The sequence below is a fragment of the Lentzea sp. NPDC051213 genome, from assembly GCF_044455585.1.
Classification (GTDB): domain Bacteria; phylum Actinomycetota; class Actinomycetes; order Mycobacteriales; family Pseudonocardiaceae; genus Lentzea.
In genome coordinates this window covers 270,220-292,793 of record NZ_JBITEX010000002.1, presented here as the reverse complement: position 1 = coordinate 292,793, position 22,574 = coordinate 270,220, and the positions used below count along the sequence as shown (strand labels likewise).

19 protein-coding genes are annotated in these 22,574 nt (G+C 69.1%); 11 read left to right on the top strand and 8 right to left on the bottom strand.

Annotated elements, in window-relative coordinates:
• Nucleotides 1-4: 4 nt before the first annotated feature.
• On the bottom strand, nt 5-2,638 hold the full coding sequence (locus ACIA8G_RS08155; RefSeq protein ID WP_396417633.1) for an ATP-binding protein: 2,634 nt from the start codon (nt 2,636-2,638) through the stop codon (nt 5-7).
• Between the two features lie 76 nt (nt 2,639-2,714).
• The gene (locus ACIA8G_RS08150) at nt 2,715-4,031 is read right to left on the bottom strand and encodes a hypothetical protein (protein ID WP_396417632.1); all 1,317 of its coding nucleotides are present in this window, start codon (nt 4,029-4,031) and stop codon (nt 2,715-2,717) included.
• Between the two features lie 176 nt (nt 4,032-4,207).
• Between ACIA8G_RS08150 and ACIA8G_RS08145 the strand changes: the two genes are divergently transcribed.
• The 4 genes from ACIA8G_RS08145 to ACIA8G_RS08130 are packed head-to-tail and all read left to right on the top strand — an operon-like array spanning nt 4,208 to nt 9,717.
• Nucleotides 4,208-5,395, top strand: a complete 1,188-nt coding sequence (locus tag ACIA8G_RS08145; RefSeq protein ID WP_396417631.1) for a pyridoxal phosphate-dependent aminotransferase — start codon at nt 4,208-4,210, stop codon at nt 5,393-5,395.
• Between the two features lie 46 nt (nt 5,396-5,441).
• Nucleotides 5,442-7,040, top strand: coding sequence for a DUF4331 domain-containing protein (locus ACIA8G_RS08140; protein ID WP_396417630.1), 1,599 nt, complete (start codon nt 5,442-5,444; stop codon nt 7,038-7,040).
• Complete coding sequence (locus ACIA8G_RS08135; RefSeq protein WP_396417629.1) at nt 7,037-8,329, top strand: tetratricopeptide repeat protein; 1,293 nt, start codon at nt 7,037-7,039, stop codon at nt 8,327-8,329. Before ACIA8G_RS08140 ends, ACIA8G_RS08135 begins: the two co-directional genes overlap by 4 nt.
• On the top strand, nt 8,326-9,717 hold the full coding sequence (locus tag ACIA8G_RS08130) for a nickel/cobalt transporter (protein WP_396417628.1): 1,392 nt from the start codon (nt 8,326-8,328) through the stop codon (nt 9,715-9,717). The genes ACIA8G_RS08135 and ACIA8G_RS08130 overlap by 4 nt, the downstream gene beginning before the upstream one ends.
• A gap of 67 nt (nt 9,718-9,784) precedes the next feature.
• Here ACIA8G_RS08130 and ACIA8G_RS08125 read toward each other — a convergent pair whose 3' ends face one another.
• Nucleotides 9,785-10,549, bottom strand: coding sequence for an anti-sigma factor family protein (locus ACIA8G_RS08125; protein WP_396417627.1), 765 nt, complete (start codon nt 10,547-10,549; stop codon nt 9,785-9,787).
• A gap of 206 nt (nt 10,550-10,755) precedes the next feature.
• A complete protein-coding gene (locus tag ACIA8G_RS08120) occupies nt 10,756-11,508 on the bottom strand; it encodes a TetR/AcrR family transcriptional regulator (RefSeq protein WP_396417626.1) in 753 nt (250 codons plus the stop codon).
• 102 nt (nt 11,509-11,610) lie between these two features.
• Between ACIA8G_RS08120 and ACIA8G_RS08115 the strand changes: the two genes are divergently transcribed.
• Both ACIA8G_RS08115 and ACIA8G_RS08110 read left to right on the top strand, forming a co-directional pair.
• Nucleotides 11,611-12,552, top strand: a complete 942-nt coding sequence (locus tag ACIA8G_RS08115; RefSeq protein ID WP_396417625.1) for an ATP-binding cassette domain-containing protein — start codon at nt 11,611-11,613, stop codon at nt 12,550-12,552.
• On the top strand, nt 12,549-13,337 hold the full coding sequence (locus ACIA8G_RS08110; RefSeq protein ID WP_396417624.1) for an ABC transporter permease: 789 nt from the start codon (nt 12,549-12,551) through the stop codon (nt 13,335-13,337). Before ACIA8G_RS08115 ends, ACIA8G_RS08110 begins: the two co-directional genes overlap by 4 nt.
• Here the strand turns inward: ACIA8G_RS08110 and ACIA8G_RS08105 are convergent.
• Nucleotides 13,251-13,994, bottom strand: a complete 744-nt coding sequence (locus ACIA8G_RS08105) for a lipopolysaccharide kinase InaA family protein (protein WP_396417623.1) — start codon at nt 13,992-13,994, stop codon at nt 13,251-13,253. The genes ACIA8G_RS08110 and ACIA8G_RS08105 overlap by 87 nt on opposite strands.
• A gap of 164 nt (nt 13,995-14,158) precedes the next feature.
• On the opposite strand from ACIA8G_RS08105, the gene ACIA8G_RS08100 reads away from it, so the two are divergent.
• Complete coding sequence (locus ACIA8G_RS08100; protein WP_396417622.1) at nt 14,159-15,610, top strand: M20/M25/M40 family metallo-hydrolase; 1,452 nt, start codon at nt 14,159-14,161, stop codon at nt 15,608-15,610.
• On the opposite strand, the gene ACIA8G_RS08095 is transcribed toward ACIA8G_RS08100, so the two are convergent.
• Together ACIA8G_RS08095 and ACIA8G_RS08090 are read right to left on the bottom strand one after the other, a co-directional pair.
• Nucleotides 15,599-16,966 (bottom strand): carboxylesterase/lipase family protein, encoded by a 1,368-nt coding sequence (locus tag ACIA8G_RS08095; RefSeq protein WP_396417621.1) that lies wholly within the window; start codon nt 16,964-16,966, stop codon nt 15,599-15,601. The genes ACIA8G_RS08100 and ACIA8G_RS08095 overlap by 12 nt on opposite strands.
• Before the next feature lie 114 nt (nt 16,967-17,080).
• A complete protein-coding gene (locus ACIA8G_RS08090) occupies nt 17,081-17,935 on the bottom strand; it encodes a bile acid:sodium symporter family protein (protein ID WP_396417620.1) in 855 nt (284 codons plus the stop codon).
• 85 nt (nt 17,936-18,020) lie between these two features.
• On the opposite strand from ACIA8G_RS08090, the gene ACIA8G_RS08085 reads away from it, so the two are divergent.
• The 4 genes from ACIA8G_RS08085 (at nt 18,021) to ACIA8G_RS08070 (ending at nt 21,420) form a co-directional block, all read left to right on the top strand.
• Nucleotides 18,021-18,341 carry a hypothetical protein gene (locus ACIA8G_RS08085; RefSeq protein ID WP_396417619.1) on the top strand — a complete coding sequence of 107 codons (321 nt, stop codon included), beginning with the start codon at nt 18,021-18,023 and terminating at the stop codon, nt 18,339-18,341.
• A 106-nt stretch (nt 18,342-18,447) separates the two neighbouring features.
• On the top strand, nt 18,448-19,824 hold the full coding sequence (locus ACIA8G_RS08080) for an MFS transporter (protein ID WP_396418670.1): 1,377 nt from the start codon (nt 18,448-18,450) through the stop codon (nt 19,822-19,824).
• 4 nt (nt 19,825-19,828) lie between these two features.
• Nucleotides 19,829-20,476 carry an LLM class flavin-dependent oxidoreductase gene (locus tag ACIA8G_RS08075; RefSeq protein WP_396417618.1) on the top strand — a complete coding sequence of 216 codons (648 nt, stop codon included), beginning with the start codon at nt 19,829-19,831 and terminating at the stop codon, nt 20,474-20,476.
• A gap of 320 nt (nt 20,477-20,796) precedes the next feature.
• A complete protein-coding gene (locus tag ACIA8G_RS08070; protein ID WP_396417617.1) occupies nt 20,797-21,420 on the top strand; it encodes a DUF1152 domain-containing protein in 624 nt (207 codons plus the stop codon).
• Here the strand turns inward: ACIA8G_RS08070 and ACIA8G_RS08065 are convergent.
• Nucleotides 21,414-22,436 carry an MFS transporter gene (locus ACIA8G_RS08065; RefSeq protein ID WP_396417616.1) on the bottom strand — a complete coding sequence of 341 codons (1,023 nt, stop codon included), beginning with the start codon at nt 22,434-22,436 and terminating at the stop codon, nt 21,414-21,416. The genes ACIA8G_RS08070 and ACIA8G_RS08065 overlap by 7 nt on opposite strands.
• Between the last annotated feature and the right edge of the window lie 138 nt (nt 22,437-22,574).

The following is a 22,574-nucleotide window of genomic DNA, read 5'->3' as shown; positions in this document are numbered from 1 at the left end:
AGGCTTAGAGGTCGATGGCCGACTGGTCGACCCGTGCGGCGGACTCGACGAGCCAGTTGCGGCGCGGCTCGACCTTCTCGCCCATCAGCAGTTCCAGCGCCTCTTCGGCGGCCTCGGCGTCGTCCATGGTGATGCGCCGGACGCTGCGGCCCGCGGGGTTCATCGTGGTCTCCCACAACTCGTCCGCGTCCATCTCGCCCAGACCCTTGAACCGCGGCACCGGCGTGACGACCTGCTTGCCCGCCTTCTCCAGCTTCGCGACGGTCTGTTCCATCTGGCGCTGGGTGAAGGTGAAGTGCGTCTCGGCGTTGCGGCCGCGGGTCATCACCTTGTGCAACGGGGGCATCGCGGCGTACAGGCGGCCGTCCTCGATCACCGGGCGCATGTACTTGGCGAACAACGTGATCAGCAACGTCCGGATGTGGCTGCCGTCGACGTCCGCGTCGGCCATCAGGATCACCCGGCCGTACCGCATCTGCGTGATGTCGAAGGTGCGGCCGGTGCCGGCGCCCAGGACCTGGACGATGGAGGCGATCTCGGCGTTCCTCAACGTGTCGGCCAGCGAGGCCTTCTGGACGTTGAGAATCTTGCCGCGCAAGGGAAGTAGCGCCTGGTACTCGGAGACGCGCGCCATGCGGGCGCTGTTGTGCACGAACACACCGGCTTCGAGCGCGAAGTTGTGGTAGCCGTCCACGGTCAGGTCGTAGACGTCCTCCCGCTCCGGCAGCGCTTCGACCGATGCCACCGTGTGGTTGACCATCGACGCCACTTCCCGCAGCCGTGCGGAGTCGTCGTAGTGCGCGACGAACCCTCCGAACCCGGCCGCGAGGTGGTGTGTGTAGACCCACTCTTGCCTGTCGTTCATCCACACGAGCTCTTGACCATCGAACTGGTCCCCGGCCGACTCAGCGGACACGGACCGGTACAGCGGCATCAGCGAGTTACCGGGCTGCAGCGCGTCGGCACGGCGGTAGGCGCCATCACGCAACTGGAACAGGTGGTCAGGCGTGCAGCGCACCGACTCGCCGTTGTCGAGGGTCACCCGGACCAGCGGAGCGTCCTCCTTCGTCACCCGCGGCTCGACCAACGGCACCACGACGACTCGGCCGGCCTTGTTGGTCGCGTAGCCGAAGTGCGTGACGCCACGCTGCCAGTCAGCCGCGAGCTCCCCGAACGACAACGACTTGCCGGACGCGAGCGCGACCTGTGTTTCGGAACTAAAGCACCCGAGGGCGCTGTCGCCTTCCACGAGGAACAGCTCAGAACGAGCCACCCCCGTGGTCCGGCAGTCGACGAGCTTCGCCGGCATCGCCGCGCCCTCGAGCGCCGTCTTGCGCCGAGCCGCGTCCTTCTGCTGCTTCTGCGTGAGCCGCACGCGCGAGGCGTCGACCACCTTCTGCAGCACGGTCTTGGCCTCGACCTTGGTCTTGCGGTCCTCGGTCCACGCCCGCACCTGCTGGTCGACGATGCCCTGCAGCACCTTGGTGATGCCGGCGGTGGACAGCTCGTCCTTGGTCTGCGAGGTGAACTGCGGCTCGGGGATGCGGACGTGGACGACGGCGGTCATGCCCTCCAGCACGTCGTCCAGGGTCGGCGGGTCTTCCTTGGGCTTGAGCAGGCCGCGCGTTTTGGAGATCGCGTCCTGCACCGACTTCAGGACCGCGCGGTCGAAGCCGCGGCGGTGGGTGCCGCCGTGCACGTTGCGGATGGTGTTGGTGAAGCACTCGACGATGCGCTCGTAGCCGGTGCCCCAGCGCAGTGCGACCTCGATCTCGGCCTGACGCTCCACTTTGGACCGCATCACGCCGTTCTCGTCGGCGGCGTTCTCGAAGTAGGTGCCGGAACCGGTGATCACCAGGGTGCCCGAGACGGCGCGGTCGCCGGACGGGGCCAGGAACTCGACCATGTCCGTCAGGCCGTGCGGGTAGTGGAAGACCTCTTCGGAGATCGCGTCTTCCAGCGCTGACTTCAGGACGTACGTCACGCCGGGCACCAGGAACGCGGTGTTGCGCATCTTCGTGCGGACTGACTCGACGTCCAGCGACGCGCCGTTCTCGAAGTAGCGGGCGTCGTACCAGTAGCGGATCGACGTGCCGGTCGACTCGTTCCGCTTCATCTTGCCGGTGACCTGGAGGCCGTTCTGGCGGGTGAACTTGGCCTTCGGGCCGATGCCGTCGAAGACGCCGGGAACGCCGTGGGCGAACGACATCTCGTGCACCTTGCCGCCGCGCCGCACCGTGACGTCGAAGCGGTGGGAGAGGGCGTTGACGGCCGAGGCGCCGACGCCGTGCAGGCCGCCGGAGGTCTTGTAGCCGGAGCCGCCGAACTTGCCGCCGGCGTGCAGCTTCGTGAGCACCAGTTCCACACCGGACAGACCGGACTTCGCGTGCACGTCGGTCGGGATGCCGCGACCGTCGTCGTCGACCTGGACGCTGCCGTCGGCGTGCAGCGTGACCACGACCTTCTTGGCGTGCCCTGCCACGCCCTCGTCGGTCGAGTTGTCGACGATCTCGCTGAAGAGGTGGTTGATGCCACGGCTGTCGGTCGACCCGATGTACATGCCGGGCCGCTTGCGGACGGCCTCCAGACCCTCGAGATGCGTAAGGTCGTCGGCCCCGTACAGGGTCTCTGCGGTCACGGGTATTTCTCCCAGGTTGTGTGCGGACTGCCAGCAGGGTATCCGCACGGACTGACAAATTTCCGCAGGACGCCCGTCACGGGCGTGGGAGCGGCCCTGCCTCATGTGTGACGAAGCCCGGCGCCACGGTCTCCTCGCGGGGTGGAGTCGTGGTCCAGTCCTGGAGTACCCGCATCTCAGCGGGGTAATGACCGGTCGCCGCATTGAGCACGGCCGGCGCCACGACAGGCCACGTCCCAAACGAGATCCTGTCTTCCAGAACACGCAGCGCCACCAGTTCCTCGGCCGCCGTGTGCATGCAGTGGCCGGCGCGGTTGACGAAGAGTTGGCGTACGTCACGTCCGCGGTACGCGCCCGCGTGTTCCACCGACGTCGGGTCGCCAAGGGCGTGCAGCGTCACCACCGGAGCCTTCGGGCGACCGGTCGGGTCGCCGTACGAGTGCAGCCACCGGACCGCGGCGCCGTCCGCCGGAACCCGAGGCGCCGACGCCAGCGCCGCGAGGTCCGCGTCCAGCGACACCCCGGCCTCACGGTAGGCCGCCAGCACCAGGTCCTTCCCGGAGGACCGTTCCAGCAGCACCCGGTAGTCCACCCCCGTGTTCCAGCTCGGGTTGCCGCCGGATCGCGTCTCGATGTCCACCCGGCCGCTCCCCCAGGCCAGCGAGCGCGCCAGCGTCCGGTCGTGCACGGCGGCCTGCGTCACGGCCTCCACGACGTCCACCGGCCGCGGTTCGTGCACCCGTGACCAGGCCGGGATGCCCGCGACCGCGTTCGCCAGCGCCAGCCGGGCCCGGCCGTGCGCCGTCCCCAGGGCCGCGTCGACGGCCGCGACGGCCCGCTGCTCGTTCGCCGCGGCATCGGAGATCCGGACGACCTCCAGCGCCGGATCCAGCAGGGCCTGAACCACGAACCCCAGGTCAAGCAGCTGGTTGGACCGCGTCACGGCCCCGCCCAGCGCCCCGCACATCGCCAGCACCCCGTCGAACCGCGACCGCTCCCCCAGCATCACCGAGGTGAGCCCGCCCAGCGACGAACCCCAGGCGATCACCCGCCGCGGTTTCGCGACCTCCTGGGAGAACCACGACACCAGCGCGGGCTGGTCGCGCAGGGCGTCGGGGATCGTGTGCCCGTGCGGTACCCGGTATCGGGAGGCCGCGAGGGCGTAGCCGCGGGCCAGCAGTCCGGACCGGGCCGCCGGACGTGAGGCCAGCTCGATCGGCGGGGTGTAGCCGGCCGGGTAGGTGCCGTGGCTGTAGAGCAAAAGCGTGCCGTTCCAACGGGAAGGCACCTCGACGCGGTATTCGGCTCCGTCGATCTGTCCGGTGTGGACAGTCAGGGACGAGGGCTCGACCGGCATCAGCAGCGTCATCGCGAGCATCAGTTTTCCGAACATGGGACGAGCCTCGCGATCACCGGGGGCGGCCGCGTCCGCTCAGCCGAGGATTCGGAGTACGCGAGGTTGCGTACGAGACCAAGCCGAGACCTTCCTGACACTCACCCGTGAACCGCGATGAACAACGGCACGTATGCCCCGGTGTCAAGGAACTGACCGAGGGACGGAGTGATCGCGTGCGGCATGGTGTGGACTCGGGTCTCTTCCAGCAGACCGCGCACAGCCCGTCCTATTTCGAGCTGACCCGCAAAGGCGCCGGTGAGCTCGTCGACTTCTGCATCCCGTGCAATCCGTACTTCCCGACGCCGGAGATGTTCGAGGAGCTGTCGAAGAACCTGGAATCGGTGCTGAAGTTCTACCCGAGCGATTCCAGCCAGATCGCTGACCAGCTCTCCAAGGTGCTGGGGCTGAACCCGGCCACCCTCGCGATGTCGAACGGGTCGACCGAGCTCATCACGTGGATGGACCACCTGTGGATCCACGAGAGCGTCGCGATCCCGATCCCGACGTTCGGCCGGTGGACCGACCAGCCGATGGAGAGCAACAAGCGCGTCGACATGTTCCTGCTCCAGGAGAGCAACAACTTCGAGCTCGACATCGACGAGTACATCAAGTTCATCCGCACGCGGGGCAGCAGGGTCGCGGTCATCTGCAACCCGAACAATCCCGACGGCGGCTACCTGCCGCGCCGGGAGATCATCCGGTTCATGGACGAGCTCTCCGACCTCGACCTGATCGTGATCGACGAGTCGTTCATCGACTTCGTCGAGGTGGAGCGCAATCCGTCCGTCGCGGCCGAGGCGTCCATCCGGCCCAACGTGGTCGTGCTGAAGAGCCTCGGCAAGAACTTCGGCCTGCACGGCATCCGGTTCGGTTACCTGGTCGCGAATCCGGGTCTCGCCGGCAAGATGCGCAAGACGCTGCCGAAGTGGAACCTCAACTCCCTCGCGGAAACCGTCGTGTTCATGCTGGCCGAGCACGAGGCGGAATACGCCGAGAGCCTGCGGCTGCTGAGTCGCGACCGCTACCGCATGGGTATGGAGCTGTCGCGCATTCCCGACCTGACGGTCTACTCGTCGCAGGCGAACTTCCTGTTCGTGAAGCTCGGCGGCGGTATGGACGGTCGCGAACTGCGCGACCACCTGCTGTCCCGGCACCAGGTCTTCATCCGCGAGTGCGGCAACAAGCTGGGTATGACCAGCAAGTTCGCGCGACTGGTTGTCAGGCCCGAGCAGGACGTGGAACGGCTCGTCGAAGGCATCCGCGACTTCACCCAAGCGAGGTGGACCGAACGCCCCAGCCATTCAAGCCACCACCACTCCAACCACAGCGGCGAACCGTCGCTGCTGATGCACAGTGCTTGATCATTTTTTGAGAGCCTTCGAAAGCTCACACCGAAAGGTACCCACGATGTCATCACCGCACGTCCTCAGCGGTCGGCGCGGCCAGGTGGCTGCGGCCGCGCTGGTGGCCGCCACACTGCTCAACGCGGCCATGTTCGGCGGTACCAGCGCCACCGCGTCGTCGCACCGCGAGGCTCCGCTCATCGCGGGTGACCCGGCGGTCGACAACACGGACCTGTACGCCTTCGTCAGCCCGGACCACAAGGACACGGTCACGCTGGTCGGCAACTGGTTCCCGTTCCAGGAACCCAACGGTGGCCCCAACTTCTTCCCGTGGGCCCAGGACGCGCAGTACGACTTCAACATCGACAACGATGGTGACGCCAAGGCCGACGTGATCCTGCGCTGGCAGTTCCACAACGACGACCGGCGCAAGAACGACACGTTCCTGTACACCAACGGCGCCGTCGAGTCGCTCGACGACGAGAACCTGCTGTTCCGCCAGCGCTACGACCTCGAGGCGATCTACGAGAACGGCCAGAAGGTCAAGCTCGTCAACAACGCCCAGGTCGCGCCGTCGCCCAACGGGCCCGCGTCGATGCCGGACTTCAAGAAGCTGCGCGACCAGGCGACCGTGCAGATCCCCGGCGGCGGCAAGGTCTACGTCGGACCGTCCGAGGACGCGTTCTTCGCGGACCTGCGCGTGTTCGACCTGCTCTACGGCGGCAACCTGAGCGAGGTCGGCCAGGACACGCTGCGCGGCTACAACGTCAACACCATCGCGATCCAGCTGCCGAAGCACGCGCTGGCGTTGAAGAACGACGCCGGCCGCAACCCGAACATCGGCATCTGGAGCACCACCCAGAAGCGCTCGCTCAAGCTCTCGCCGGGCAAGGCGGAGCCGCAGGGCGACTTCGTGCAGGTCTCCCGGCTGGGCAACCCGCTGGTGAACGAGGTCGTGGCGCCCGCGGGCCTCAAGGACGCGTTCAACGGCCTGCGGCCCGACCAGGACGCCGGCGTGAAGGAGCTGGTGGACCGGGTGGTCAACCCGGAGCTGCCGAAGCTGGTCGAGGCGATCTACAAGATCCCGGCGCCCCAGGGGCAGCGCGACGACCTGGCCGAGATCTTCCTGACCGGCATCAGCACCAAGATCGGCGCGCAGATCAACGCCGACCTGAACTCGCAGATCAACAACGCCGACGTGGACAAGAACAGGTTCCGCCCGTCGGAGATGCTGCGGCTGAACATGTCGATCAACCCCAACGCGAACCCGAACCGTCTCGGCCTGCTCGCCGGTGACACGCAGGGCTTCCCGAACGGCCGCCGGCTCACCGACGACGTGATCGACATCGGTGTTCAGGCGTTCGAGGGCGCCGCGGCGTCCGGCAAGATCGTGGACGCGCTCGCCACCGGCGACAAGGTCGACCAGAACGACCAGCCGTTCGAGGCGACGTTCCCGTACGTGGCTCTGCCTCGCAACGGCACCGCCGTCAACGCCTCCGGCACCAGTGCCGAGGTCGCGGTGAACCCGGTCGGCAAGATCGGCAACCTGGACCCGATGGCGATGACCACCGCGGTCGGCTCTGCGTTCGTTTTCGGCGCGGGCTTCTGGTTGTTCCGCAAGCGTCAGCAGCAGATCCGCAAGTACGGGTCGCACTCGAAGTGAAGTACCAGCAACGGCAGGCCGTCGCGGTGGTTCTCCTGGTCACCGCGGCGCTTGCCTACCTCGCCGCCTCCGGTCCTGCCGACAGCAGGGCCGGGGGCGCGCCCCCTGTTCCGGCCGTGGCGCAGCAGAACCAGATGCACCGCGTGGTTCACCAGCTGCAGCAACGACTGCACCGGTTGCCCGACGACAAGACCTCGTGGGCACAGCTCGGTGCGTCCTATGTAGAACTCGCGCGCGTCACGGCCGATCCCGCGTACTACGCGAAGGCCGAGGGCGCGCTGAAGAACGCGGGTGACACCGGCCTGGCCGCGATCGGCATGGGCACGCTCGCCAACGCCCGCCACGACTTCCCCGCCGCCCGTGACTGGGCCGGGAAGGCACTGGCCGCGCTCCCGGCCTCCGCGGAGGCGTACGGCGTGCTGGCCGACGCGTTGACGCAGCTCGGCGACGACGCGGGCGCCCAGGACGCGGTGCAGAAGATGCTCGACGTCAAGCCCAACACGGCGTCGTTCGCCCGTGCTTCCTTCCACTTCGAGCTCCACGGCGACGTCGACGGCGCCCGCGACGCGATGACGCGCGCGCTGACCGCGGCCGCGACGCCCGAGGAGATCGCGTTCTGCCGTTACCGGCTCGGTGAACTCGCGTTCGACCACAACCGGCTCGACGAAGCCGCCCATCACTACGAGCAGGGACTGGCGGCGAGAGGAGACGACATGACTCTCACACAGGGCAAGGCCAAGGTCGCGGCGGCACGGGGTGAGGCCCCGGTGGCGCTGGAGTCCTACCGCAGGCTGGTGGCGCGCGCTCCCCTGCCGCAGTACCTGCAGGAGTACGCGGAGCTGCTGGACGCCAACGGCCGCACGGCGGAGGCCGAGCAGCAGTACGCCGTGCTGTCCGAGCAGCAGCGGCTGATGGAGTCGCAGGGCGCCTCGGACGACCTGGCGGCCGCGCTCGTCGCCGCGGACCGCGGTGACGGCATGCAGGCGCTGCGCCGGGCCGAGGCCGAGTGGAGCAAGCGGCAGAGCGTGTTCGTCGCCGACGCGATGGCGTGGGCGCTGCACGTGAACGGCCGTGACGCCGAAGCGCTCACCTACTCCGACCAGGCCGCCGCACTCGGCTGGCAGAACGCCACGTTCTCCTACCACCGCGGCATGATCCTCGCCGCGCTCGGCCGGGTCGCCGAGGCGCAGGACGCGCTCGTGCAGGCGTTGCGGCTCAACCCGAACTTCTCCCCGTTGCAGGCGCTGAAGGCCGGCCGCAAACTCGCCGAGCTGCGAGGCAACCGGTGACCTTGTCCGGTTGGGTCGTGCGGCCGATCCTGGTCGCCGCCCTGCTCCTGGCTGGCATCTTCTTCGTCAACGGCGAAGCGTTCGGCCACCCGCTGGGCAACTTCAGCGTCAACCACTACCACGGTCTGCACCTGCACCCGGACCGCGTCGACCTCAGATCCGTGGTCGACGTGGCCGAGATCCCCACGTTGCAGGAGAACCTGAAGACCCGCGACGCCAGGCAGTGGTGCGACGAGGTGTCCCGCACCGACCAGTCCACAGTGGACGGCAGGCGGATCACGTGGACGCTCTCCAGCGCCACCAAGGAACACCCGGTCGGCCAGGCCGACCTGATCACCACTCGGCTGGTCTGCGAGTTCACCGCGAAGGTGGATCTCGGCAGGCCGGCCCAGCTGGCGTTCCGGGACGAGTCGAACGTCGACCGGGTCGGCTGGCGCGAGATCACCGCCGCCGGCAGCGGCGTGAAGCTCACCGGCTCCTCCGTGCCGACCGAGAGCATCAGCAACGAGCTCCGGGCGTACCCGGAGGACCTGCTCAGCAACCCGGTCGACGTCCGGGCCGTCACGTTCACCGCGGCACCGGGCAGCGGATCCGAGCCGAAGCAGGCCTCGGGCTCCCCCATCCAGTCGTTGAGCGTCACGGCGTCCGCCCTGAACGACATCCTGGGCAGCGACGACCTCACGCCGTGGCTCGGGTTCCTCGCACTGTTGCTGTCGTTGCTGCTCGGCGCGTCGCACGCAGCGTTGCCCGGTCACGGCAAGACGCTGATCGCCGCCTACCTGGCCGGCCGTCAGGGCACACCGAAGGACGCGTTCATCGTCGGCGCCTCGGTCACGGCCACGCACACCGGTGGTGTGCTGGTCCTCGGCCTGGTCATCAGCGCCTCGTCGGCACTGGCCGGCGAGCAGGTGCTGCGCTGGCTCGGGCTGGTCAGCGGTCTGCTGATCGCGGCGATCGGCGTGATGCTGCTGCGGTCGGCGCTGACGCGCGAATCAGCGCTTGTGGGAGCCGGAGTCGGCCATGGGCATGGACACGGCCACGGACATGGGCACGGTCATGGCCACGGGCACGGTCATGGTTACAGCCGCGCGAGCCTGATCGGCATGGGCGCGGCCAACGGCCTGGTCCCGTCCCCCTCCGCGCTCGTCGTCCTGCTCGGGGCGATGGCGCTGGGCCGGACGTGGTTCGGTGTCCTGCTGGTCCTCGGTTACGGATTCGGCATGGCCGCCACGCTCACCGGGGTCGGACTGCTGCTCGTGAAGGCGCGTGAACGCGTGGAGAAAATCCTGGACGGCCGTGCCACCCGCCTGCTCTCGCATTACGCACCTGTCGGCACAGCCGCCATGGTGATCGTGGTCGGAGCCTGGCTCACATTGCAGGCCGTCTAATCACATCAATGTAAGTACTAGGGCCCGCATTCCCCGAGAGGAATGCGGGCCCTGGTCGTTTCTGCCCTTACTTCTGCAAGTCCGCCGCTACGAACGTCTTGCCATCTGCGTTCTCGACCGCGATCGACTTCACCTTGTCCGGGGACACGCTGACCATGCCCCGCACCGTGCCGCCGTCGACCCTGGCCTTCTCGGTCGAGGTCCACGCGTGGGCCTCGGTCTTGCTGCCGTCCGTGCCGACCACGACCAGCTTGCACTTCTGCGCGGCCGGCAGGCCGTTGATCTTCGCCACGACCATGTAGCGGTCCTGCGACGACGGCCCTATCTCCGCCTCCAGCTTGATGCCTCCCGCGGTACCTACGCCCGTGGCCGAGGCAGCAGTGTTGGCTCCCGGTGTCTGGTCCTGCATGAACACCGCTCCGGCACCGAACGCGACCACCGCGGCGACAGCCGCGGCGGCGAGGTAGCCCGGCCAGCGCCGGGGCTTGGCGTGCTGCGGTTCGGGAAGCTCCTCCTCCACCGCCGCCGGACTGGCTCTGGGACGTGGATCGGACACCCGCGGCTGCGGGATGACCGACTCGTTCCGGATCTGCCGCAGCGCACGCTGCAGCACCAGGTCCGAAGGCTTCGGCAGGTCGACTTCTCGCTCGTGCAGAAATGCCTCACGGGGCACGTCGTCGAGCACCATGCGGATCCGGTGGAAGTCGGCGACCTGCGCACGGCAGGCCGGACAGCCCCTCAGGTGCTGCTCCACGCCATGACTCTCATGCGCGTCCAGAACGCCGAGCGCGTAGCAGCCAAGAGTGACCGCGTCGTGCGCGCCAGCTGTCATACGACCTCCTCGTCGTCCCGATTCGACCCCCGCGGCGAAACGGTGTCACAAGGAAAACGGGCAGATAGGAGTGGTTGGTTCAGCCTGCGAACGAGTTCATTCCGATTGGTTACAGAAATGGCGCCGAGTGACCGCACAACTACGCTTCATAGGCCGGGTGAGCTGCGCATTTCACCTGATCGGCCGACTCAAGGTGTCTCGTATGGCTACAGGCACGTCTCTCGACGAACTGCCGGTCGTTCCTCGGACTCGATGAACACCGCGAGGCCGTCCAGCACCCTCGCGAGACCGAACTCGAACTCGTCCAGCGGCCGTTCGAACCCGCCCGAGTTCCAGATGTGGGTCATCATCGGCAGGCGGTCCGGGGTGAAGTGCTCCCAGAGCGCGTCCCGGCCGGCCCACCAGTCCGCCTCGGACACGCCGGTCTCCCGTTCGGCCTGGACGCGGTCCGCCATCGTCTTGCCGACGCCGTCGACGAACTGGGCGACCGAGGTCACCACCGCCACGATCTCCTCGGACCGCAGGCCCAGCTCGGAGACGACGGCGTAGGCCGCGTCCTGCCTGGTCATGGCGTGCGGGCCGGGCATCCGCCGCGAGGTCGTGAGGTGCAGCATCCACGGGTGCGCGCGGTGCATCGCCCAGATCTGCCGCGCGAAGAACTCCAGTCCCTCGCGCCACGGCCCCGGCGGGGTGCTCTCGGTCTCGCCCCACACCGCGTCGACCATCAGGTCGAGCAGCTCGGACTTACCCGGCACGTGCCGGTACAGCGACATCGTCGTGAAGCCCAGCGTCTCGGCGACGCGGCGCATGGTGAGCGCGTCGACCCCTTCGGCGTCGGCCACCTTGATGGCCGCCTCGACGACGCGCGACTGGCTCAGCACGGCCTTCGGTCCCCTGGTCGGCTCGGCCGGCGGCTCCCACAACAGGCGCACGCTGCGGTCCCGGTCGCTCTGCTTCACCCAGCCCCCTCGTTCACAACTCGGCTTGCATGTGAATCCTAAAACCGTGTACAACGTACACCTAGTCTACAACGTACACAGTTAAGCCATGGGGGTGAAGACGTGGGACACGCGGTGCTCGCGGAAGGCCTGCGGAAGAGTTTCGACAAGAAGGCGGCGCTGGACGGGTTCGACCTGGCGGTGCCCGCCGGAACGGTGTGCGGGCTGCTCGGCCCGAACGGCGCGGGCAAGACGACGGCGGTGCGCATCCTGGCGACGTTGCTGCGCCTGGACGGCGGCCGCGCGGAGGTGGCGGGCTTCGACGTGACGCGGGAGGCGCCTCAGGTGCGTCGCCAGGTGGCGTTGAACGGCCAGCAGTCCACCGTGGACGACGTGCTGACCGGCCGGGAGAACCTGGTCATGTGGGGACGGCTCTACCACCTGTCCAAGCGTCAGGCCGAGGCGCGGGCCGACGAGCTGCTGGAGCAGTTCGGGCTCGCCGACGCGGCCGGCAAGCGCGCGAAGCAGTATTCCGGCGGCATGCGCAGGCGGCTCGACCTGGCGTCGAGCTTCATCACGCGGCCCTCGGTGCTGTTCCTGGACGAGCCGACCACCGGCCTCGACCCGCGCAACCGCGGCGAGGTGTGGCGGGAGGTGAAGCGGGTCGTCGCCGAGGGGACGACGGTGCTGCTCACCACCCAGTACCTGGACGAGGCCGACCAGCTGGCGGACCAGATCGTCGTGCTGGACACCGGTCGCGTGGCCGCGCAGGGCACGCCGGACCAGCTCAAGTCCAAGCTCGGCGGTGACCGGATCGAGGTCGTGGTCCGCAACGCCGAGGACCTGCCGGTGGTGCGCGACGTGCTCGGGCCGGCCGCTGAGGTGGACCCGGACGCGTTCCGGGTGAGCGCGGCGGTGGTGGACCGGGTGGCCGAACTGACGCGGGTGACGTCGGCGCTGGCGGCCAAGGGGGTGGAGGCCGAGGACGTCGCGTTGCGGCGGCCCACGCTGGACGAGGTCTTCCTGGCGATCACCGGACACAAGGCAGTGGAGGTGCGGGCATGAGCGCGGTCAGGTACGCGGCGGTCGACTCGTGGATCGTCGCCAAGCGGGACCTCATCCACTGGCTGCGCGAACCGGTCAGGGTGTTCGCGAACCTCGCCTACCCGGTCATCTCGGTGCTGATCTTCGGGCTGGTGTTCGGCAGCGCGATGAACGTGTTCGGCGGCGGGAACTACATCGAGTTCCTGATGCCCGGCATGTTCGGCCAGACCATCGCGTTCGGCGTCGGCACCACGCTGATGATGGTGTCGATGGACGCCGACCGGGGCGTGACGGACCGGTTCCGCGCCTCGCCGATGTCGCAGACCGGTGTGGTGGGCGGCCGCAGCATCGCCGACCTGGTGAACTCCTCGCTGGAGCTGCTGGTGCTGGCGGCGTGCGGCCTGGTGATCGGCTGGTCGTTCCACGACGGGCTGCTCAACGCGCTGCTGGCGTTCGCGCTGTTCCTGTGGCTGCGGTTCGCGCTGGTGTGGATCGGCATCTACCTCGGCCTGATGGTGAAGCCGGAGGCGGCGCAGGCGTCGTGGATGTTCCTGTTCCCGCTGACGATGTTCGCGAACACGTTCGTCTCCCCGGAGCTGATGCCGGGGTGGCTGCGGGCCGTGTCCGAGTGGAACCCGCTGTCGTCCACGGTGGCGGCGGCACGTGAGCTGTTCGGCAACCCCGGTGTCGGCGGCGACTCGTGGGCGGCGCAGCACTCCCTACTGCTGGCTGTGCTGTGGCCTGCGGTGTTCGTGGCGATCTTCTGGCCGCTCTCGGTGCTCAAGTACCGCAACCTCAGCCGTTAGAAGATCGGTCCGGAGCTGGTCGGCGAGCCACTTCGCCAGCAGCCGCCGCCAGTTCCGGACCCTCGCCAGCATCCTCGGCGGCAGGGACCTGTCGTTCTCCCACCGCCGCCAGTCCTCGCTGGCGAGCCAGGCGATGCAGCCCGCGATCCGGTGGGAGCGCAGCAGCGTCGGGTCGGGCGCGGTGCCGTAGCCGGCCCAGAACGCCTGGGGCAGCTCGGTTCCGTGCAGGTAGAGGTGCTCCTCGAAGGCGGCCAGCTCGTCGAGCGGGTTGCCCTGGCCGGGGTTGTCCCAGTCGATCAACGTCGCCCGGCGCTCGTCGACGATGATGTTGTAGAGGTTCACGTCGTTGTGCAGCAGGCCGACCCGGTGGATTCGGCGGAACGCCCAGCCGATGCTCCGCCAGACCTCACCGGACACCGGCAGCGCGTCCGCGAGCGTGCGGCCCTCGACGTACTCGACGAGCACGTCACCGCGGCCGTTGTGCGCGAGGACCGCGGGTGCGCCGGGCACCACGAACTTCGGCAGGTCCCGCGCCACCTTCGGCTGCCGCAGCACGGCTTTGCGCCCGTCGGCGAGGGTCACCAGGTGCAGCACGTTGGTGAGCCCTTCTCCTTCCAGCGGTTCGACGCGGACGGCGGTCTCGAGCAACGGGAACAAACACCCACCTCCAGTAGCAATGGTGTAACACACCACTTCGGACGGCGAAGAACCTCGGGGGATGCATTCGGCGGCGATGAGCACGCTTTGGAGGCAGACCGATGGTTCGACCTTCCCGGCGCCTTGCGCTTCTCTCTGCGGTGGCGCTGGTGCTACCACTCACAGTGACTGGGCCGGCACTGGCTGATCCCAACAACAACACTCCGGCCAAACTCACGAAGGCCGTGACGCTCGGCGGGGTGTTGCGGCACCTGGACGCGTTGCAGGCCATCGCGACGACGCACGGCGACCGCGCGGCCGGGCGTCCCGGCTACCAGGCGTCGGTGAACTACGTGGTCGGGCAACTGAACGCGGCCGGCTACTCGCCCACCGTGCAGGCGTTCGACTTCCCGTACGTCGAGGACAACTCACGGCTCGACCGGATCGCGCCGGCCCCGCGCGTGTTCCAGCGGGACGCGGAGTTCAACCGGAACGGCTTCGTCCCGACTGCCGAGGGTGACGTCACCGGCATCATCCAGCCGGTCGACGTGATCGTGCCGCCCGCTCCCGTTCCCAACACGAGCAGCAGCGGCTGCGAGGCCGCCGACTTCGCCGGGTTCGCGGCCGGCCGCATCGCGATGCTGCAGCGCGGCACGTGCGGGTTCAGCGTGAAGGCGCTGAACGCGCAGGCCGCCGGTGCGTCGGCGGTCATCCTGTTCAACGAGGGCCAGCCCGGCCGCACCGGCCTGGTCACGCCGATCGGTGACACGCCGGGTCTCGCGATTCCCGTGGTGTTCGCGACCTACGCCGTCGCCGAGGACCTCATCGTGTTCACTCCCGGCGCCACGGTCCGGGTGAAGGTCGACTTCACCGAGGAGACGCGGCAGGCCTGGAACGTGTTCGCCGAGTCCCGCGAGGGCAACGCGAACAACGTCGTCATGGCGGGCGCCCACCTCGACAGCGTCCAGGACGGCCCCGGCATCAACGACAACGGCAGCGGCTCGGCGGCGTTGCTGGAGACCGCGATCCAGATGAAGAAGGTCAAGACCAACGCGAAGGTCCGCTTCGCCTGGTGGGGTGCCGAGGAGGAGGGCCTGCTCGGGTCCGAGCACTACGTCGCCACGCTCCCGCAGGCCGATCAGGACAAGATCGCGCTCTACCTGAACTTCGACATGGTCGGCTCGCCGAACCACTTCTTCGGCGTCTACGACGGTGACGACTCGAGCGGCACCGCCCCGGTCCCGATCCCGCCGGGGTCGGCCCAGATCGAGGACGTCTTCGAGAAGTTCTACGCGGACCGGGGTCTTCCGTCCGAGGACACCGAGTTCTCCGGTCGTTCGGACTACGGGCCGTTCATCGCGGTCAACATCCCCGCCGGTGGCCTCTTCACCGGCGCGGAGGGCGTGAAGACGGCCGCGCAGGCCGCTTTGTACGGCGGTACCGCGGGCGTGGCTTACGACCCGTGCTACCACCAGCCGTGCGACAACCGGTCGAACCTGAACCTGACCGCCCTGGACGTCAACGCCGACGCCATCGCCACCGCGGTGATCACGTTCGCGTTCGACACGTCCACCGTGAACGGCGTGCGCGCGCCCGGCAAGTCGCACGGGCGCGCACCGCAAGGGTCAAGCTCCTAGTTGGGACCACAGGTCGCACCGGTGATCCGCCGGTGCGACCTTCTCACTGGCCAGCACCTCGACCTGGTTCCTCGGCCAGCCGGGGTGCCCGGTCGCCGCGAACCGCGTCCACGCCTTGCTCATCCGGCCTGCCAGCTGCTGCTGCGGAGCGGTCAGCGTGACGTCACCGAACTTCATCGTGAACGGCAGGTCCGAGGCGTGGTAGGCGCCGTACGGGAAGGGCGGGAGACCGGGGAAGATCATCGGCGGGTCCGGCTCCGCGAACTCGTACCCGAAGCCCCGCGTCTGCCGCTGGAGCTCGTTCGTCGTGCACACCGCGGTGTAGTCCGTGAGCGCGGCCGCGAGCTGCACCCTGGCGTCACCGTGCGGCGGGTACCGCTCGATGATCTTCTTGGCTTTGGTAGCCCCGAAGTACGCGGTGAGAGCCTCTTCGTAGCCCTTGGCGTCGAGTGGCGGATGGAGCATCGCCACGTACAGGGTCAGTTCGTCGCGCGTGTGGCCGACGAGCGTGGGCACGTGGTGGAAGCGCCCGGCCTGGAGCTCGGTGATCGGGTTGCGCGGCAACGCATCCGTGTCGTACGCGGGCGAGGAGAACGCCGGCGTCAGCGCCTTGACCTGCGCCACGCTGAGGTTGCGAAGGCACGCGACGTCCGCACAGCCGTGCGGGGCCGTCCTGCCCTTGTCCTCCACCTGGGTGCGCGGGAGCCACGTGTACTGGACCTGCCCCTCCCCGGCCGGGATGCCGAGCTGGCACGGTCCACTCTGGACGATCGCCCGGTGGAACAGCCCGGCCGTCTTCGGCGTGGTCAGCTGCGCACACGTCGACAGCGCACCGGCCGACTCACCGAACAACGTGACGTTGCGCGGGTTGCCGCCGAACTGCCGGATGTTGCGCTGCACCCACCTGAGCGCGGCCTGCTGGTCCTTGAGGCCGAACGCGCCGGAACCCTCGAGTCCCGGGTAGCCGAAGAACCCGAACGCACCGACCCGGTAGTTGAACGTGACGGCGACAACGCCGTTGCGCACCAACGGTTCGACGCCGTAGTCCGACCCGGCCCCGCTGGTGAACGCGCCGCCGTGGATGTAGACCATGACCGGCAGGTTGGCGGCTTTGAGCGGTGCCGTGACGTTGAGGTAGAGGCAGTCCTCGCTGTCGCTGGCCGGGCTGCCGAGCCCTTCGTCCTGCGCGCACCGGGGACCGGGAGCGGTCGCCTGGCGGACGCCCTGCCACGGCTGGGCAGGCCGCGGGTCGCGCCAGCGGTTCTCGCCCGTGGGCGGCGCGGCGAACGGGATGCCCTGGTAGGAGCGCTGGTTCTCGACGACAGCACCCGACACGAGACCGGTGTCGGTGCGCACGATGTTGCCTGCGGCGTGAGCCGGGGCCGTAAGAGTGGTTGCGGCGAACGCCGCTGCGAGAATGACGGTAGTTGATCGCATGTACAGATCAACATAGCGGCGCGCGCAACCCCCTTAAACCGCGGCCTTCTTCCGCGACAACAACCGCGCCGCGACCGCCGCCGGCAGGTACATCAGCACGCCGTAGACAGCAGGCGGGATCGCCATCGTCTCGTCGTTGAGGACCGTGAGCGCGAGCGTGATGGCGATCGTGGCGTTGTGGATGCCGATCTCCATCGCCGACGCGATCGACTCCTTCTGGTTCACCTTGAACGCCCGCGGCACGTAATACCCGACGAGCAGGCTGAGGATGGACAGCAGGAGTGCCACCGGCCCGAGCGTGCCGATGTTGTCGAGCAACTGCTGGAACGCCGACGCGATCGCCGCCAGGATCACCAGCACAAGCACGACGACGCTCGCGATCCGCACGGGCCGCTCCATCTTCAGCGCCCACGCCTCGTACTTCTTGCGCACCCACATCCCGATCGCGACCGGTACCAGCACGATCGCGAACACCTGCACGAACTTCGCCGGCTGCAACCCGACCTCGGCCTGGTCTCCCATGAAGTGCGCCATCGACAGCCCGACCACGACCGGCAACGTGAACACCGCCAGCACGGAGTTGATCGCCGTCAGCGTGACGTTGAGCGCCACGTCCCCACCGGCGAGGTGGCTGAAGAGGTTCGCCGACGTCCCACCGGGCGAGGCGACCAGCAACATCATGCCGACGGCCAGCACGCCTTTCAGCCCGAACGCCAGCACGAGGCCCAGGCAGATCGCCGGCAGGACGATGACCTGGCAGACCAGGGCGATCACCGCGGCCTTCGGGTACTTCGCGACCCTGGCGAAGTCCGCCACTGTCAGCGTCAGGCCTAGGCCGAACATGACCAGGGCCAATGCCACTGGCAGGAAGATCTGGGCGACGAGCACTGCGGCCTCCGTGTATGTCCGGCTTGTGCGGTTTGATCTGTCGCGCAGATCCTGGCGTTACTCCGGCGGCGGTGGAATCGGCCAGGTGGTCGCACCGGGGCGGGTGGTGGTGCTGGGGCAGGTGGTGGTGCTGGGGCAGGTCGTCGCGCTGGGGCAGGTCGTCGCGCTGGGGTGGGTGGTGATCCTGGGGCAGGAGGTGGCGCCGGGACGGGTCGTCGCACCAGGGGCGGGTCGTCGCACCAGGGCGAGTGGCCGCACCAGGGGCGGGTCGTCGCACCAGGGCGAGTGGCCGCACCAGGGCGAGTGGCCGCACCAGGGCGAGTGGCCGCACCAGGGCGAGTGGCCGCACCAGGGCGAGTGGCCGCACCAGGGCGAGTGGACGAACAGTGTCAGACCCCGTGCGTAGGTTGGGATGCGGGGGTTCCCAGGTCAGGGGGTACGCCTGCGCGAGCCTGCCTGCCCAGGCGCTGAACAGCCCATGAGCACGCCCGCGCCCGCCCGACGTTCGCACCATCCGGCGGCCGACCGCACCCCTGCCCCCCAACTCGCGCACTCCGCCGCCCAGGTTCCCCCGCCACCCCCGCCATCCAGCGGCCGAGCGCATCCCTGCCACCCGCCAGCGCCCAATCCACCACCCGAGCGCACCCCGCCACCCAAGCGCAGCCCGGCCACCCCACCAGCTCGCCCAACCCGCGACCAAACCCCACCCCCGCCGCCCCCAGCGCGCGAAACCCGCCACCCAAGCGCACCCTGTGGCGATGGCGCGCCTCCTAACCCCGCGCTTCGCCCTACTCACAGCCGCTGACCTGGGCTACTTCACCGCGATGGGAATCGCGGTCTACGCCCTGCCCCTGTACGTGACCGGCCCACTGCGATCCTCCGAGGGAGCCGCAGGCCTGGCGTTCGGCGCCTTCGCCATCTCCGCGCTCCTGCTCCGCCCGTTCGCCGGCCGCCTCACCGACCGCATCGGCCGACGACCCCTGCTGGTGGGCGGCACCGCGCTGGCCGCCGTGAGCCTCGCCCTCACCGCGCTCGCCACCGACCTGCCCACGATCATCGCCCTGCGGCTCCTGCTCGGCGTGGCCGAGGCCGCGTTCTTCGTGGCCGGATTCGCCGCGCTGGCCGACATCGCCCCGCCCGACCGCCTCGGCGAAGCCCTCAGCCTCAACTCCCTCGGCCTCTACCTGGGCCTCGCCTTCGGGCCGCCGCTCGGCGAAGTCCTCGCCCAACGTTCGTTCCCCACCGCCTGGCTCACCGCCGCGGCACTGTGCGCGGCGGGCACCGTCGCGGTCGTACTGCTCGGCGAAACCAGCGAAACCAGCGAAACCGGCACGCCGTCCGACACCAAGAAGCCACAGCTGATCCACCGCGCCTCCATCCGGCCCGCCATCGGGCTATGCGCCGCGCTGGCCGCGTCCGGCGGCTTCCTGGCGTTCGCCGCTCTGCGCGCGCAGGAGTCGGGCTTCGAGAACACCAGCCTCCCGCTGTTCCTCTACGGCGCCACCGTCGTCGCCTGCCGGGCGGTGTTCGCCAAGGTCCCGGACCGGGTGCCGCCCCTGACGCTCGGCGCCGCCGCACTGGCCGTCATCGCGACCGGACTGGTCCTCACCGCCACCCCGCACGCGCTCATCGCGGGCAGTGTGGTGCTCGCCGTCGGCGTCACGTTCAGCACGCCCGCGTTCTTCGCCGCCGTGTTCGCCACCGCCGAACCTCACCAGCGCGGCGCCGCGGCCGGCACCGCCAGCGCGTTCATCGACATCGGGCTCGGCGGTGGGCCGATGCTGCTCGGTCTCGTCGCGAACGTCAGCATCCCGGCTGCCCTCGCGACCGCGGGCGGGCTCGCCGCCCTGGGCTGCTTGTGGACGTTGAACCTCCGCCGCGCACACTGAAACCGTGCAGATCGGCGTCTTCACCGCGGGCGAGAACTCCCCCGCCGAGATCGTGGAACTCGCCGTGCACGCCGAAGCGGCCGGATTCGACGTCTTCGCGGTCGGGGAGCACCACAACCCGCCCTACAACTCGTCCTCCCCCGCGACGCTGCTCGCCCACATCGCCGCGCGGACCACGCGCATCCTGCTCTCCACCGCCACCACGCTGATCACCACCAACGACCCGGCCCGGCTCGCCGCCGAGTACGCGACGCTGCACCACCTCGCGCCCGGACGGCTCGACGTGGTGCTCGGGCGCGGCAACACGGCGAAGGTGTTCGGGTGGTTCGGCAAGGAGATCGAGTACAGCCTGCCGCTGACCATCGAGCACTACCGGACGCTCAAGTCCTTGTGGGACAACAGGCCGTTCATCTGGCACGCCTGCACCCGCTCGCCGGAGATCGCCGACCTCGCGGCCGAGCACGACGACGGCCTGTTCGTGTTCGCCGACCAGACCGCGCACGTCGAGCGGTACCGCTCCCAAGCCGCCAACCCGCGACTCGGTGTCCTCACCCACGACCTCGACCGCGGCGCGGAACTCGGCCCGGACCGGCTGCTGGTCCACGTGCGCACACCCGCGGACATCGACGAACTGGCCAGTCGCACCAGCTAACCTGCGGCACGTGTTCACCCTCGCCCAGCCGCCGCTGTTCACCAGGCTCCGCGACGCTGGCACCGTGCTGATCGCCGGCGCCGGCGGCGGCTTCGACGTCTTCGCGGGCCTGCCGCTCGGTGTCGCGTTGCGCAACGAGGGCAAGCGCGTGCACTACGCCAGCCTCAGCTTCAGCGATCTCGACCGCCTCGACCTCGACGCGTGGCTGCGCCCCGGCCTCGCCGCCGTCGACCAGGACACCGACACCGGAGCCGAGTACTTCCCCGAACGCGAGCTCGCGGCGTTCCTCGGCGACACCGTCTACGCGTTCCCGCGCGCCGGTGTGCGCCGCCTACCGCGACCTGGTCAAGCGGCTCGGTGTCGACGCCGTCGTACTGGTCGACGGCGGCACGGACATCCTGCTGCGCGGCGACGAACAGCACCTCGGCACGCCGCACGAGGACATGACGAGCCTCGCCGCGGTCGCCGGGCTCAGCGGCCTCACCAAGATCGTGGTCAGCCTCGGTTTCGGCATCGACGCCCACCACGGCGTGTCCCATGCGCACGTGCTGGAGAACCTGGCCGCGCTCGACCGCGACGGCGCGTACCTCGGCGCACTGTCGATCCCGCGCGACTCGGCGGAAGCCCGTGCCTACACGGAGGCCGTGCGGACCGCGCAGGAAGCCACGCCGCTGGCGCCGAGCATCGTCAACGGGCAGATCGCGGCGGCGTTGCGCGGCGAGTTCGGCGACGTGCAGTTCACCAGCCGCACCAAGGACAGCGAGCTGTTCGTGAACCCGTTGATGGGCGTGTACTTCAGCGTCGACCTCGACGGCCTCGCCCGCAGCGTGCACTACCTGCCGAAGCTGGAGGGCACGCGGACGGCGTTCGACGTGGCGCTCGCGATCGAGGAGTACCGCGAGGACAACGAGGGGCGGCGCCCGAGCCGCACCCTCCCTCACTGAGGCCGCCAGATCACCAGCGCGATGACCAGGACCAGCACGCCGACCGCCACCGCCCCGCCGAGCACCCACGCTCCGTAGACGGCGAACGCCACGACCTCCGACCCGATCGCCGCGACCGAGGTGACCGTGGCACGGGCCTCGGTGTCGGCGTCGATCCGGTGCTGCAGAGCGGTTTCCACGTGCACCAGCACGAAGCGGTACAGCCCGTAGTACACGCCCACCAGCACGAGCGCGAGCGGCACGGCCAGCACCGCGGCGGCGATCAGCACCAGGCCAGCCAGGAACAGGACCCAGCCGCGCCACCGCAACCGGCCGGCCAGCGACGCCCCGGCCGCACCCAGGAGTGGCAGGCCGATCGTCGCCATCGGCACCCAGAGGGTCGGCACGTGCCAGTCCTGCGCCAGCAGCGTGAAGTACTCCTCGAACGCGTCGATGGCGTACACCAGCGCCACCGCGATCACCGCGCGCCTGATCGGGATGGCCTCACGCAGACCGGTCAGCAACGTCGCGAAGTACCCGGCGTGCTCGTCGCCAGAGCCGCGCGGAGGTTCGGGGAACCGCAGCGCGACCACCGACGAGGCCAGGCACATGGCCACGCTCACCCAGCCGGCCAGCGGGTAGCCGCCCCAGGAGAACAACGCCGTGGCCACCACGGCCACCGGCACCTGCGCGATCAGCTCAACCGTGTCGACGCGGGCGTTCAGCGCGACGTACTGGTCCTCGTCGCCGTTGGCCGCCAGGCAGTCGTACACCAGCGCCTCGAACGCACCGGACTCGAGCGCGCCACCGAGGCCCCACAGCACGAAGCCCAGCGCGAAGCCCCAGAACGACGGGAACACCACCCACGCCGCGTACGCGAAAGCCTGCAGCACACCGGAAGCGACCAGGCAGCCACGCCGGGAGAACCGGTCAGCGATCGCACCGGAGGGCACCTCGGCGACCACGGCGGTGGTCGACCAGATGGCGAGCAGCACCGTGATCTGGGCGTCGGACAGCCCGGAGTCGGCGAAGAGCAACGCGTACAGCGCGTAGATCGGGATGAGGTGAGAGCACCACGCCCACGCCGTCGCGGTTCTGGACAGATCAGTTGAAGATCAATGTCGTCGTCGCATGTCCAAAGAGTACGCCGCCAGCACCACCGAATTGGTGGCGCT